The organism is Micromonospora citrea, from assembly GCF_900090315.1.
Taxonomy (GTDB): domain Bacteria; phylum Actinomycetota; class Actinomycetes; order Mycobacteriales; family Micromonosporaceae; genus Micromonospora; species Micromonospora citrea.
On the sequence record NZ_FMHZ01000002.1, the window covers coordinates 1,558,671 to 1,572,121 of the forward strand.

The 13,451-nt window shown below is 69.5% G+C and carries 11 protein-coding genes and 2 pseudogenes; 4 read left to right on the forward strand and 9 right to left on the reverse strand.

What is annotated here, in order from left to right; translation table 11 throughout:
* Window positions 1-1,059: 1,059 nt before the first annotated feature.
* Window positions 1,060-1,896 (reverse strand): MBL fold metallo-hydrolase, encoded by an 837-nt coding sequence (locus GA0070606_RS07205; protein ID WP_091096180.1) that lies wholly within the window; start codon window positions 1,894-1,896, stop codon window positions 1,060-1,062.
* Window positions 1,897-1,997: 101 nt separating this feature from the next.
* Window positions 1,998-2,858, reverse strand: coding sequence for a DMT family transporter (locus GA0070606_RS07210; RefSeq protein WP_091096181.1), 861 nt, complete (start codon window positions 2,856-2,858; stop codon window positions 1,998-2,000).
* A gap of 129 nt (window positions 2,859-2,987) precedes the next feature.
* On the opposite strand from GA0070606_RS07210, the gene pdxR reads away from it, so the two are divergent.
* A complete protein-coding gene (gene pdxR, locus GA0070606_RS07215; RefSeq protein WP_091096183.1) occupies window positions 2,988-4,433 on the forward strand; it encodes a MocR-like pyridoxine biosynthesis transcription factor PdxR in 1,446 nt (481 codons plus the stop codon).
* Between the two features lie 213 nt (window positions 4,434-4,646).
* Here the strand turns inward: pdxR and GA0070606_RS07220 are convergent, their stop codons facing one another.
* Window positions 4,647-5,213 (reverse strand): TetR/AcrR family transcriptional regulator, encoded by a 567-nt coding sequence (locus tag GA0070606_RS07220; RefSeq protein WP_091096185.1) that lies wholly within the window; start codon window positions 5,211-5,213, stop codon window positions 4,647-4,649.
* 41 nt (window positions 5,214-5,254) lie between these two features.
* Window positions 5,255-6,841 (reverse strand): MFS transporter, encoded by a 1,587-nt coding sequence (locus tag GA0070606_RS07225; protein WP_245724596.1) that lies wholly within the window; start codon window positions 6,839-6,841, stop codon window positions 5,255-5,257.
* Between the two features lie 454 nt (window positions 6,842-7,295).
* Here GA0070606_RS07225 and GA0070606_RS07230 point away from each other — a divergent pair.
* Window positions 7,296-7,466, forward strand: a pseudogene (locus GA0070606_RS07230) (transposase); the annotation flags it as partial.
* Between the two features lie 89 nt (window positions 7,467-7,555).
* On the opposite strand, the gene GA0070606_RS07235 reads toward GA0070606_RS07230, so the two are convergent.
* A complete protein-coding gene (locus GA0070606_RS07235) occupies window positions 7,556-8,626 on the reverse strand; it encodes a hypothetical protein (RefSeq protein ID WP_141721611.1) in 1,071 nt (356 codons plus the stop codon).
* Window positions 8,623-8,961, reverse strand: coding sequence for a PadR family transcriptional regulator (locus GA0070606_RS07240; protein ID WP_245724597.1), 339 nt, complete (start codon window positions 8,959-8,961; stop codon window positions 8,623-8,625). The genes GA0070606_RS07235 and GA0070606_RS07240 overlap by 4 nt, the downstream gene beginning before the upstream one ends.
* Before the next feature lie 711 nt (window positions 8,962-9,672).
* On the opposite strand from GA0070606_RS07240, the gene GA0070606_RS31870 reads away from it, so the two are divergent.
* The gene (locus GA0070606_RS31870; RefSeq protein ID WP_141721613.1) at window positions 9,673-10,005 is read left to right on the forward strand and encodes a hypothetical protein; all 333 of its coding nucleotides are present in this window, start codon (window positions 9,673-9,675) and stop codon (window positions 10,003-10,005) included.
* A gap of 394 nt (window positions 10,006-10,399) precedes the next feature.
* Here GA0070606_RS31870 and GA0070606_RS33675 read toward each other — a convergent pair whose 3' ends face one another.
* Window positions 10,400-10,522 carry a hypothetical protein gene (locus GA0070606_RS33675; RefSeq protein WP_281190605.1) on the reverse strand — a complete coding sequence of 41 codons (123 nt, stop codon included), beginning with the start codon at window positions 10,520-10,522 and terminating at the stop codon, window positions 10,400-10,402.
* A gap of 7 nt (window positions 10,523-10,529) precedes the next feature.
* Here GA0070606_RS33675 and GA0070606_RS07250 point away from each other — a divergent pair.
* Window positions 10,530-10,772 (forward strand): annotated as a pseudogene (locus GA0070606_RS07250) (hypothetical protein); the annotation flags it as partial.
* Window positions 10,773-10,784: 12 nt separating this feature from the next.
* Here GA0070606_RS07250 and GA0070606_RS07255 read toward each other — a convergent pair.
* Both GA0070606_RS07255 and GA0070606_RS07260 read right to left on the reverse strand, forming a co-directional pair.
* Entirely contained in the window at window positions 10,785-11,846 is a 1,062-nt protein-coding gene (locus tag GA0070606_RS07255; protein ID WP_091096193.1) for an NAD(P)/FAD-dependent oxidoreductase, read from the reverse strand.
* Between the two features lie 236 nt (window positions 11,847-12,082).
* Entirely contained in the window at window positions 12,083-13,369 is a 1,287-nt protein-coding gene (locus tag GA0070606_RS07260) for an IS256 family transposase (protein ID WP_091094740.1), read from the reverse strand.
* Between the last annotated feature and the right edge of the window lie 82 nt (window positions 13,370-13,451).

Genomic DNA, 13,451 nt, shown 5'->3' on the forward strand with positions numbered 1-13,451 from the left:
CGCACGGCCGGCGACATCGCCGGCACCGTCGAAGCCGCCCAGCGTACCCCCGACGGGCTCCTGGTCCCGGCGCGCAGCCAGGCCGGCCCGCCCCGCCGAACGCCCGTGGACCTGGCCGGGACCGCCGACGCCGCCGAGCGGGCGGCGAAGAGGGCCGTCGCCCTACGGGCCGACCTGCCGCCGGCACCGGCCGGCGGCGGACCGAGGTCCATTGCCGCAGGCCGGTACCGCTACCAGCATCGGTTCATCGGCACGCACAGACGTACGCACCCGGGCGTTCACCGTCGCCGGTATCGGGCCGCCCCCGACGTTCGATCGCGCCCGGTCATGAGCGACCGCGCACGGACCGCCGCGCGATGCAGTCCGGGGTGAGGCCACCGTGCCCCTCGCCCCGGCTGAGGCCCACGGCGGCTCACCGGATTCAGGTATCGGACCGGGCGACGATCGTGGACCGTCGTTCTGCTGGTGCGGACGCTGGAAACGCGGGCGGCCGGGCGCCAGATGTCGAGAAGTTCGCCGTCGGCATCGACGCGGAACTTGCCGTCGCCGATGTCGGCGAGGTCGGAATGGCAGTGGACGCAGCGGAACGGGAGCAGGACAAGGCTCGTGCGCCGAGGGGTCCAGGACGGCACGATATGAGGACGCGTAGACATGATCTCCCTGAGGACCTGACAGAAGGCATGGAAAGGAGCCGACGGGGACGTCGGTGACCGATGCACGGGAAAGTTGTCAGGTCTAGAGAGCAGGCGGCGTCACGCGGGGTGAAGTCCTCTCGGGAGTCGGGGAGAGAAGTCGATGCAGTTGCACGGTAGGACGGGACGGGCCGGCCGGGCCACTCATTTGCCCCGGTGCCGAGCGCTGAGGGCGCGGCGCTGCCACCCTCCCGGCCTCCCCCTCAGCCCCACCGACCACGAACAGACCCGCACGTCGACCACGTGGCACGGCCCGGCGCCGACATCCCGGAGAGGGGAACCGCTATTCGCGCGGCCCGACGTGAGCACGCCTCCCGCGGGTCATCCTCCTCTCGGGTGCGAGCGTCACTCCACAAGAGGACGATCGCTAGCCGGTGGTCGCGTCGCGTCCGCGCCTCTCGGCGAGGCGCTGGGCCTGTCCTGCGTGTATGTCGCCGACCCACTCCCAGCCAGGCTTGGCCGACGGGCCGATCCGCGGGTCGTCGGGAGCGTGCCCGTCCCGCAGAGCATGCAGGTAGGCGCGGTCCTGTTCGATCCGTGCGGATACCTGGTCAGCCCTGCCCACGGAACCGTGACCCGGAACGAGGACGTCGACTTCGTCCGCCACTCCCTCCAGCAGGCTCAGCCCCGTGAGGTAGTCCTTGACGGGGTCGTTGGTGCCGTTGAAGTCGTCGAGCATCGGAATGAAGACGTCGGACAGCATGTCGCCAGCCACGAGAACCCCCCGCTCCTCGATCAGGAGTGCCGCATGGCCCGGGGAGTGAGCAGGATGCTCAATGATCCGGGCCCGAGGGCCGTCCCAGGGGATCTGCACGGTTCCGGTGGGCAGACCGGTGATCAGGCCGAACAGGTCCAGCGGTACCTCCTCGGCGATCTCCGGCGGTAGCCCCTCGGCGGCACGGGCCTTCCAGTCCGCGCGGGACCGCAGATCCCGCATGACATCCGCGCAGCGCGCTGTGCCGTACCGGGGCACTTCGCCCAGTTCGGCGTGCCAGAGCACGTGATCCCAGTCCGGGTGGGTCGCGAAACCTGCGACGACGCGCCGTCCCGAATCCGCCAGGTCATTCGCGAGGCAGCGCATTTCGCCGACCGTGAGCCCCGGATCGATGATCAACACACCGGCCCGGCCCTGCACGACAACGGCATTGTTCTGGAGCAACTCGCTCCGGTGGATCAGTACACCCTCCGCGACCTGTGTCAGCACGGGTGGCTCCTTCCGCTCGTGGTTCGCCGCCGCCGGTCGGGGCCGTACTCCGTGAAGCCGGCGTTCTTCCTTTAATGGGTGGTGAGTTTCTCGAGGGTGGGTCAGCCGGCGGCGATCAGCCCGACGGCCGCCGAGCAGAACACCAGGCCGAGGCGTTGCCCGATGCCGAGGCGCTCGCCGAGCAGCGTCCGTGCCAGCAGCACGGTGACGGCAGGGTAGAACGAGGCGAGCACGGCGACCACGCCGAGGTCGGTGAGGTGGCGGGCTTCGACGAACGCGAAACTGCCGGACACGCCGAGCAGCCCCGTCGCGATCCCCCAACCCGCGGCGCTCCTGCCGGGTCGCCAGGTCTGGCGAACTGCCGTAGCGAAGGCGACCGTGACGAGGGCGCCGGTGAGCTGATTGAGCGCCAAGGGCAGAGTGCCAGCTGACTCGGGGATCTGGCCGAGAGCCACGAAGAGCACGCCGAACCCGAGGCCACCCAGCAGTCCGTCGACGAAGGCACCGCGGCCCGCGGCCGAGGCTTCGGAGCCGACGGCCTCAGTGTGGTTCGGGACCTGTCGCGAGAGGAGCCAGATCCCCGGCATCGCGAGGGCGAGGCCGATCCAGGCCAGGGTGACCGGTCGCTCGCCGCCGGCGAGCCCGGCCAGGACCGGCAGGACGGCGGCACCGACCGCCGAGGTGGGAGCGACCACCGACATGTGTCCCCGGGACAGTCCGCGAAGCAGGAAGATGCTTCCCGCCGCGCTGCCGACTCCCGCGAGCGGCCCCCACGCGAGGTGGGCCAGGGTCGGTGCGCCGGGTGAGACGAGCGCGACGGTCAGCATCGCTGCAGCGCCGGTCAGCTGGCCGGCGAAGACGATGGACATGGAGGGCACCCGGCGAGCACCTGCGCCGCCGACGAAGTCCGCCGCGCCGTAACCGAGCGCCGCGAGGAGCGCCAGCGTGATCCCCATGCTCATGTCTGTGGCCTGCTCGATCGGTCGTAGTGCATGGCGTCAAGCGTCTGCCGGAATCGGTCCGACGTGAAGGTCCATTCAAACGGCATGGGAGGAGACCACTTCGGTTGATCAGCGGGCTACGTTGAACCCATGACCGTCGACTTCTCCGGGCTGGTGCCGGGGCTCGCGCTCGAAGTGGACCGGTCCGCCGGCGTGCCGCTGGGGCATCAGGTCCAGGACGCGCTGCGGGGCGCCATCCGGTCGGGGAGGCTGCGCTCCGGCGAGCGGCTGCCCTCGACCCGTCAGCTGGCGGACGAGCTGGGTGTGTCCCGGGGCCTGGTGGTTTCGGCGTACGAGCAGCTGCTGGCCGAGGGGTACGTCGTCGCCACCGTCGGCTCGGGCACCCGGGTCGCCGACGGGGTGACCGAGTCGGCCGGCTTCACCCTGTCCGACGCTGCCGAGGTGGACCCCGCGCCCCGGGTCCCCGCGCCAACCATCGACTTCGGCTACGGCGTACCCGACCTGCGGGCGTTTTCCAGGCGCGACTGGCTGTGGGCGCTGGGCGATGCCATCAGGACGATGCGGAACGTCGACCTCGGCGACGGCGCCGTCGAGGGAGACGGGCAGCTTCGCGCCGTACTGGCCGCCTACCACCAACGGGTGCGGGCCGGCTGCGTCGACCCCGCGCACACGGTCGTCGTGGCGGGATTCCGACAAGGGCTTACGTTCGTCCTCAGTGCCCTCGTCGCGCATGGCATCGAGCGAATCGGGCTGGAGGACCCGGGGCCGCGGGACCACGACCACATCGCACGCCGTGCCGGCCTGCGGGTCTCGGCCGTCCCCGTCGACGGGGATGGGGTCCGGGTGGACCACCTGCGCGCCAGCGGCGCTCGCGCCGTGCTGCTGACGCCTGCCCACCAGTGCCCGACCGGGGCGGTGCTGAGCCCGACCCGCCGCCACGAGCTGGTGCAGTGGGCGCACGAGGTCGACGGGGTGATCCTCGAGGACGACTACGACGCCGAGTTCCGCTACGACCGGCAACCGGTCGGCTCGCTCCAGGGCCTCGCGCCCGAGCGGGTCGTGGCACTGGGATCGGTCAGCAAGACCCTGGCGCCCGCCCTGCGCATCGGCTGGGTCTTCACGCCGCCGCGATTCCGCGACGGCATCCTGACCGAGAAGCGCCTCTCCTGCCGTGGCGTTCCCCAGCTCGACCAGGCGGCACTGGCGCGACTCATTCAGACCGGCCGTTTCGACAGGCACCTCCGCAAGGTCCGGGACAGCTACCGCCAACGGCGCGACACACTCGTGTCGGCCGTGACCGAGAGCATGGCGGGAGCGACCATCACCGGTCTCGACGCCGGTCACCACGTCCTGCTCCGGCTGCCGTCCGGGGTGGACGAGGAGCAGCTCGTCGCCCACGCACGCGCCGCAGGTGTCGGCGTGCGAGGGCTCGGCGACTACCGGGTCACGCCCGATGACGAGGCTCCCCGCGACCCCCTTCACCCCGCGCTGGTCATCGGATTCGGCAACGTGACCATTCGGCAGATCCGGGAGGGGATCGGCGTCCTGGGCCGACTGGTCGCGGCGCGGAGTTGAGCGGGTGTCACAGCACCACGGCTGCCGGCGGCCGTGGCGGACGAGGTGCGAGAAGGCCAACGTCAGGCCGGTCACCGTCCACGACGCCAGGCGCACCTGCGCTGTGCTGCCTTGTCCGTGAACCGGCGTACGACGGACGGGCAGTGGGCGGTGGCCGAAGATCGGGCTGGGTCTCGACGGGTGTTTCGGTGCCGCCTGATGGCGCCGAGCGGCTCAGCTCACCAGTGCTCGTTGCAGGACGGCGCGGAGGTAGCCCGGGTCGGCGGGGCCGTTGTCGAGCAGGATGGCCGTGCAGAGCCCGTCGGAGGCGGCGACCACTCCGGCGATGGCCGTCGGATCGGCGGTCAGGGTGGCGGCCAGCTCGGCGACGTTCTCCCGCCACCGACGCGCCACCGGCCGCAGGGCGGGCCGGCGGGCGGCGAGGGTGGCTAGCTCACGTTCCGCCAACGCACGTTCACGTCCCGGGCCGGCGGTCTCCGCGATGAGTTCGGCCAGGCCGGTGAGCTTGTCCCCGGGCGCGTCCATGATCTGACGGATCTTGGCGGTGTAGGCATCGGCGACGCTGGTCAGGGCGGCGACGAGGAGGTCGTCGAGGGTGGCGAAATAGTAGGTGCTCAGGCTCGTGGTGATGCCGGCCTGCTTGGCGACGGTGCGATGGGTGACCCCCGCGGCACCGTCGCGGGTGACCACCGCCAGGGTGGCTTCGATGATCTCGGCTCGGCGTCTGGCCCCACGGGCGAAACGCCCGTCGACGTGCTCGCCACCGTCGTCGTCGGTCATGCCACCTCCTCCCACCACCCTCAGGTTAGTCGGACCATCGTTCAACCAATCGCCTCCTTCTCCTGCTCGTGCTGCTCGTGCTGCTCGTGTCCGAGTCGCGGCAGGTGACGCAGCATGCGCAGGCACAGCACGGTGGCGGCGGCGATCGCGAGCCCGGCGACCAGGGAGGCGATGTTCACACCTGTGGTGAAGGCCGACTGTGCGTCGACCAACGCGCCTGCGGGTAGGTCGTCGGCGATGGCGACGGCCGCGCTGAGGCTGTCGGCGAGCGCGGCCGCCTGACTCTCGGAGAGGGCGCCGGGCTCGGTGAGGTTGGCACGGTAGACGGCCGTGGCGAGGCTACCCAGGATCGCGACGCCGATGGCGATGCCGAGTTCCTGAACGGTCTCCGACAGTGAGGCCGCGGAGCCGGACTTCGACGCCGGAGCGGCACCCACCACGATGTCCGTGCCCAGGGCGGCGATCGCGCCGAGACCGAGGTAGACGAAGGCGAACGCGGTCGCGACCGGCAACTCGTCACCCAGACCGGCGGCGGCCAACAGCCCGTAGCCGGTCAACGAGACACCCAGGGTGCCGCCCATCACGTAGCCGGGTCGGATGCGGCGAGCCAACATCGGCGCACCGATACCGGCGGCGAACATCGCCAGTGCCGGTGGCCCCATCCACAGGCCCGCCACGAACGGACTCAGCCCCTCCACCAGTTGCAGGTACTGGGTCACCAGGTACATCGTGCCGCCCACCCCGACGAGCCCGATGAGCAGCACGGTCAAGGCGGCGCTGAACGCCCGGTTCCGGAACAGGGTGACATCGAGCAGTGGATCATCCAGGCGGCGTTGCCTGCGCCAGAACGCCACCCCGGCGATCAACCCCACCACCACGGCGAGAACGACGCTCGCATCGAGCCTCTCGGCGGCCGCATGCTTGACCGCGTAGACGATCGGCAGGATCACCGCGAGCGACAACGCCACGCTGGCGAGGTCGAGCCGCCCCGCCCGCGGGTCGGCGTACTCCGGCAGCAGCACCCGGCCAAGCACCAGCACGACGGCCGCGATCGGCACCGCCACGAGGAACGCGGCCCCCCACCAGAACCTGTCCACCAGCACCCCGCCCAGGATCGGACCGGCGGCCATACCCACGGCGAACATCGTCGCCCACACCCCGATCGCCACCGCCCGCTGCCGCGCGTCGGTGAACATGTTCGAGATCAGCGACAGCGTCGAGGGCATCAGGGTCGCACCCGCGATCCCCAACAGCGCCCGCGCCGCGATCAGCAGTTCCGCATTCGGCGCGAAGGCAGCGAACACCGACACCGCCGCGAACGCGGAGACGCCGATCATCAACAACCGGCGACGCCCCAACCGGTCCCCCAGCGTCCCCATGGTGACGAGGAACCCCGCCAGCAGGAAGCCGTAGGCATCCATGATCCACAACGTCTGCGTCGCAGTGGGCCCCAGGTCGGCCGCCATGGCCGGCAGCACCAGGTACAACACCGTGACGTCCAGCCCCAGCAGCACCGTCGGCAACGCCAACAGCGCCATGCCCGCCCATGCTCGCGCGCCCGCCGGCGCGGCTGCCCGTCCTGTCACCAGATCCTCCTCGGCCCCGGAACGATAGTTGAACGATCGCACTATTAGAACCATCGTACAAGTAGAGGTGGTGACCGCTTGACTCGGCACCTCGCCGCCAGCGAACGGACGCGGAGGCGGGCGACTCGCGCACCTGCCAGCCGGGACAGTGCGACGCGCTCGGAACGAGTACCTCGACAATGACGGCAGGCCGCGACTGTTGCTCTTCCACGCCCACGTCAATCTGTTGGGCCGGGTGTCATTGATCATGCTGGCCACCCTGCTCACCCTGCGGCCCACCGCGCTGCGCACCCGGATGGCCGACGGCGCCGTGACCGTGGCCCGTCGAGCGCTGCCGATCGCGGTCGCCGGGCTCACCGCTGTCGGCATCGACGTACTGGCCTGGTGGCCGCCGCCGGCCGCCGGTGGGCTGGCGTTGACCACCGCGGCCGCCCTGCTCACCGCCCTACCCGTCGGGCAGGCGGCCCGACGCACCATCAACGTCCATGCACTGATCGCGATCAGCGCCGCGCTGCCCGGCGCGTCATGGCAGCGCTGCCGCACCCACTACCTGCGCAACCTGACGAAGGCGCCCAAGCCCGCGCAGCCGTGGATCGCGACCCTGGTGCGGACGATCTTCGACCAGCCCGACGCCGACGCCGTCCGCGTCCAGCTGTATGCCGTAGCCGACGCGGCAAAGCCGGATGTGCCCACCGGCAGGGAGGCGGCCGCAGATGGTGATCGGCGTCCTGGCGCGACGCCGCGCCCGTTCGGCGGCTACTTCTGATCTTGGTCGAGGTTGGCCTCGTGGGTCAGATGACTGGCTGGGCCGGGGTCGGTGGCGGGTGCGGGCCGGGGCGGGCAGAGCGCGGCCACGGCGATGGCTGCTGTTATCGCCGCCCCGGCGGGGTAGGCCATGCCGCCAAATTCGTCGGTGGGCACCAGGCCACGCCAGAACGGCGAGTCAGGCACGGCCGTGCCTGACAGTGTGCCCAGGTATTGCAGACTACCGAGCAGCCAGGCGGGGATCAGCAAGACGAGACCGCCAATGACGGCGGTGGCCGCGAGAGCGGCTGCCAACGGACGGTGCTCGAGACGGCGGCTGGCCCAGCCGGCTAGCAGCCATCCGGCCAGCATGCCGAGCAGGCCGACGGCGAGCGTCGAACCGGTGAGCCAGCGCGGTTCCGCCCGGTAGATCGAGACTATGAGCCCGCCTTCGGCGGACGCTGCGTCGAAGTAGTCCTCGAACGACAGCACGAGTGCGTCGTTGCGTGCGGTCAACGCCTGCGAGTTGTTTTGCCGGGCGCCGGTTTCGATGTCGGTCGGGCTGGTCGAGTAGGTGTCGGTGACGGTCCAGCCGGCCGCCTCCAGGCGTTGCTGCAGGCCGGCTAGATAGGCGTCGACGTCCTCGGTCGCAGGCGTTCGATCGGTGCTGTAGCTGACCGACGCCGCATCGGTCTCACCACCGTTGTTGCGGAAGGGGCCGTCCGACCTTTCGTACCATCGTGCCGATAAGCCTGGGGTGAGCATCTCGGCCAGCTGAGTCCGCGCTGCGCCGCTTGGTAGCGCCGGCGCCGCCTCCCAACCAATACGGTTCGCCAGCGACGCGCTCAGAAAGCCGGAGAAGATTGAGGCGAAGATTGCCAGCACGACCACGCCTCTGCTGAGTGGACGACCGAGTCGGGCCCGCATGCCTTGCCGAAGCAGGTTGAGCGTCTCAACAAGGCCGGGCCGGACGTGTCCGGCCTCGGCAGCCATGAGCAGCGTGTCTGCCAGTTCTCCGCGACGTGAGCCCTTCGGGTAGACGTGCAGCAGCAGGCGATATGGGGTGGCGAGGCGGCGGCTCACGCGAACGCCGGGCCAGGCCGCGAGGCGTTCAGCAGCCGCGATGCGGTGCGAACATTGTGGGCCAGTCGCGCTGTCTCCTCAGCGAGTGCCGCCGCGCCGCCGTCGGTGAGGCGGTAGTAGCGCCGAGGACGCCCTTCAACGGTCTCCTCTCTGTCGATCGCGACCAGTCCTTGGGCGGCTAACCGGTCCAGCGCCGCGTAGAGGGTGCCGGCCTGCAACCTGACCTGGCCTTCGGAGAGCGCCTCAGCCGTCTGGATCACGCCGTACCCGTGCCGCGGTTGATCGACCAGCGCGGTCAGGATCCAGAACGTCGGTTCTCGCATGGCCTTCGACATGACCGCCAATATAAAGATTGTCTGACTATGGTGCAACGGCGCTGGTGCCGCGCCGGCCGGGGCGCTCACATCGCCCGCTTGCAGTCCCGAGCCACGCCCCGCGACCGGCAGACCCGAACAAGCCACACGAGCACTCTCCGGTGGTCGGAGGAAGCACGAACGGCCACCGCACCGCCGGGCAACGCCGCTATCGCAACGTCCCGAAGAGCGCGCACGTCGGCTACCGGCTCGCGGCGGCCGTTCATCCGGTGGTACCGGTTGCTGGCGTCGCTCTGGGTCAGGCTGGGGTCCGACGGTGATCGGCGACACAATTGTCTCGATGCGACCACCTCCGACGGATCAGGTGAGCGCACATCGACATGAGCGGACGTCTCGTCGACGGCCAACCTGCCGCCTCTAGATCGCTGACCCTGCCGCAGATCACCTGGCAGAGATGCGTCGCACATCAGCTGACGGACCACACGCCGGCAGCCGGCCGGCCTGGCTTTTACGCTGGGGCGGTCACGCTGCCCTGACCGCCTGGTCGATCAGCTCGGCCGGAGTACCGATCAACGACGTGGCGAAGGTGATGGCGCACGAGCGGACGTCGACAGGAGCTGGCCGCGCATAGGTGGGCGATCTTGCGTTCGGCTTTGGGGTGGGTGGGCGGTAGTCGGCCCGCCAGGCCGGGTCGGTTTGCCGGGTCCGGGCGGACGTGAGGTGGGTTTCCCAGTGGCTGATGGCGATCTGCCGGCCGGACTTCGACTCGGTGCATTACGTGCGGAGTGGGCAGTCGGTGCAAGCCCGGGCAAAGTCTGCTTTCCCGGCGTGACGGTTGTGACCGGTGATCGGCCGGATCGCGAGGGTGACCTGGTTCGGGCAGGTGACCGTGCCGGCGGCGAGGGCGATGGTGAACTGGCCCTTGGCGAACTTGCCACCCGGCGCGACCTGTGGCTGGACCTTGGTCTTGGCGTCGATCCCGGCAGTATGCAGGCATTCGAGTACTTCCCCGGCGCCGTAGGCCGAATCGCCTTAGACCACCGCGTCGCTCCGGGTGTGTTCTGATCGCCGGCCGGGGTGGTGAGGTCGGCGGCCGGGCCGGCGTCGTCGGTGTTACCGGCAGTGACCTCGGTGGCGGCGATGATCTCGCTGTCCGGATCGACGTGATATGCCCTTTGTAGCCGTCGAAGCCGCGGTGGCTGATCTTGTGCCCGTGCCGGGCCTGCGGGGCGACGGTGGAGATCACTCGGTCCGCGGCGACTTTGCGGACTCCGCAGCACCCCATCGCCGCCGGGTTCCAGGTCCTGGCCCAGCACCGTGGCCAGCAACCGCATCGCCTCGGTGACCACCTCGGGCAGCTTCTTGCGGCCGCGAGGGCGGCGAGCAGGGCCTACCCGTCCCGGGCCCGTGAGTCAATCAACGCTTCCCGGGCGGTCTTGTCGTCCCAGTCCACGACCGGTCACGCCGTGCTGGCGTAGTCGTCGCCGCTGGTCAACACGGCCCGCAGTTCGATGGCCAGGTCGCGGCCGGCCGCGGTGAGCAGCCCGCGCACCGCCGAGCGAATCAGCGTGATCGTGTCCATCGTGGCGCTGCTCCTACCGCTCGCCGAGGTCTACGCAGTGCCTCTCGACCAGCTCGTCGGCGCGCCACGCTCCGGTGACCCGCGTATCCACCTGCGCTCGGCGAACCTGATCCTCGCACCGGGCGAGGCCGCCGAGTTCGACACCTACGTGCCGCACTGGCTCGGACCCGACGGCGACCAACCTGTCGAACTACTCGTCCTCTTCGGGCGTGAGGGAGAGCGAGCCCATCTCAAGGCCCGCACCACCTGACGCCCGAGGTCCTTACTGCTCGCCCAAGAACGAATCCAGGCTGTGCGCACCGGCGCCCAGCACACGCCGTGACACCTCGGCCTCCAGCGGGCCATCGAACACACCTGCGCCCGCGACCCGGGACGCGGCGGCAGCCTTTGCGTCAGCCATCAACAGATCCATGTGGATCGCCGCGGCCGCGGTGACTCCAGCCGCGGCAGCGACCGGCACCAAAGCCAGCACATCGCTGACGTTGCCCGCCGCCCACACGCCGGGCACCCCGGTGAAACCGGAAGCATCTACCTGGAGTTGCTCCCCCAGGCCCATCGGGTGCTCCCGCAACCTCAGACCCAGTCCCTCGAGGAAACCGGCGCGGGCCACGAACCGGGGAGCGACCGCCAGCACGCGCACCGGCACCACCTTGCCCGACCCGAGCCGGACGCCGGAGAGCCGATCCTGGGCATCGACCTCGACGCCGGCGATCTCCCCGTCAACCACGGCGACGCCCAGGCCCGCGAGCTGTTCCCACTGCTCGCTGGTCAGCTCCATCCCGGTGTGACGGAACAGGGTGACATCCTCCGACATCTGCCGAAACAACAGCGCCTGATGGAAGCTGCCGAGCACACCGGTCGCCCGGTCGCGGACCTCCCAGCCGTGGCAGTACACGCAGTGCAGCACATCCCGGCCCCACCGGTCAGCCAGCCCCGGCACGTCCGGCAACTCGTCGACCAACCCCGTCGTCACCAGCACCCGCCGCGCTCGCACCCGCTGCCCATCCTCAGCGACGACCGAGAACGTCTCGCCGTCCCGACCGAGCCGAGCCACCCGGCCCGAAACGACACGGCCGCCGTACGACGCGACTTCCTCCCGCCCGCGCTGCAGCAACTCCAGCGGGGAGATCCCCTCACGACCAAGCAAGCCATGCGCACCGACATTGACTGCCGGCGCATTACGCGGCTCACCCGCATCGATCACCAACACCGACCGGCGCACCCTGGCCAGGTTCAACGCTCCGGAAAGACCAGCAGCACCGCCACCCACCACCACCACGTCCCAGATCCGTTCATCGGCCCGCAGCAACTCGACATCGCTCATGCCACCAGCGTGCGAGCAGCGTCCGCCCACAGCAAGGGTCCATGCCATCTTGGCAAATTTCGAGACGAACGGACCGTACCGCTCAACCGAAGCAGGTCCACCACAACCACCACGTCTCTGACGTCGGGCGTTGATCCGTCGCTGGCTGGCTTCGACGCTCACTGTTCAGCCCCGTTGCCGTCACCGTTGCTGTCGACACGGGGCTGTCTCGCCAACGGTGTTTCCGGCGATCTTGGTTAGTAGGTTTCAGCGGCTGGGAAGCGGTCGCTGAAGGTGATGGCGAAGGCGTTCAACGCGGGTTTCCAGCGCATCGTCCATCGGGCTCTGCCTGCTCCGGTGGGGTCCAGGGACCGGGTCACCAGGTACAGACACTTCAACGCGGCCTGCTCGTTCGGGAAGTGGCCGCGGGCCTTGATCGCTCGCCGGTAGCGGGCGTTGAGGGACTCGATCGCGTTGGTCGAGCAGATCACCGTGCGGATCTCGACGTCGTAGTCGAGGAACGGAATGAACTCCGTCCAGGCGTTGTCCCACAACCGGATCACCGCCGGATACCGGCCGCCCCACTTGTCGGCCAGGTCGTCGAACGCCGCCCTGGCGGCGGTGGCGTTGACCGCGGTGTAGATCGGCTTGATGTCACGCTTCAACTCGTCCCAGTACTTGCGGGAGGTCAACCGGAACGTGTTGCGGATCAGATGAATCACGCACGTCTGCACCACCGTCTGCGGCCACACGTTCGTGACCACCTCGGGCAGCCCTTTCAGCCCGTCGCAGACGAGGAAGAACACGTCCTTGACGCCGCGGTTGCGCAGGTCGGTCAGTACACTCATCCAGAACTTCGCGCCCTCACCACCTGTGCCGGCCCACAGCCCGAGGATGTCCTTCTCGCCGTCGAGAGAGACGCCGATCGCGGCGTAGAACGGCCGGTTCGCCACCTGCCCGTCCCTAACCTTGACCACGATGGCGTCGATGAACACCGCCGCGTAAATGGCGTCCAAGGGCCGGTGGGACCAGTCGGTCATCTCCTCGATGACCTTGTCGGTGATCCGGGAGATCGTCTCCTTCGACACCGACGCTCCATAGATCTCAGCGAAGTGCGCCGAGATCTCCCCGGTCGTCAATCCCTTGGCATACAACGACAACACCACCTCGTCGACCCCCGACAGGCGCCGCTGCCGCTTGCGGACGATCTGAGGATCGAACGTGCCGGCCCGGTCCCGTGGCACGTTGATCTGCACCGGCCCGCTGGTGTCGGTCAGCACCGTCTTCGGCCGGCTGCCGTTACGGATGTTGCCCGACCCCGCACCGGCCGCATCGTGCTTGGCGTAGCCGAGATGCTCGGTCATCTCCTCGTTCAACGCGGTCTCCAGGACCGTCTTGGTCAACTGCTTCAACAGACCGTCCGGCCCGGTCAACGACAGGCCCTGTTCCTTGGCCGCCCGAACGAGCTCGGCAGCGGCCTGCTCCTCCGCAGACGGCTCAGGCCGCTTCTTCCGTCCGGTCACGTCGTTCAGTGTCGCGGTCATCACGGCACCCTCCTCACCAGGCACAACGCCCGGTGGGTCAGGCCGGAAACACCGTTAGATCCACAGACCCGTCGACCACCAA

Excerpts from the sequence above, each read along its gene's own strand:
- GA0070606_RS07210 (WP_091096181.1), bottom strand. The coding sequence starts at position 2,858 with ATGAGCATGGGGATCACGCTGGCGCTCCTCGCGGCGCTCGGTTACGGC.
- GA0070606_RS33675 (WP_281190605.1), bottom strand. The coding sequence starts at position 10,522 with ATGGACACGATCACGCTGATTCGCTCGGCGGTGCGCGGGCTGCTCACC.
- pdxR (WP_091096183.1), top strand. The coding sequence starts at position 2,988 with ATGACCGTCGACTTCTCCGGGCTGGTGCCGGGGCTCGCGCTCGAAGTG.
- GA0070606_RS07255 (WP_091096193.1), bottom strand. The coding sequence starts at position 11,846 with ATGAGCGATGTCGAGTTGCTGCGGGCCGATGAACGGATCTGGGACGTG.
- GA0070606_RS07220 (WP_091096185.1), bottom strand. The coding sequence starts at position 5,213 with ATGACCGACGACGACGGTGGCGAGCACGTCGACGGGCGTTTCGCCCGT.
- GA0070606_RS07240 (WP_245724597.1), bottom strand. The coding sequence starts at position 8,961 with ATGTCGAAGGCCATGCGAGAACCGACGTTCTGGATCCTGACCGCGCTG.
- GA0070606_RS07260 (WP_091094740.1), bottom strand. The coding sequence starts at position 13,369 with ATGACCGCGACACTGAACGACGTGACCGGACGGAAGAAGCGGCCTGAG.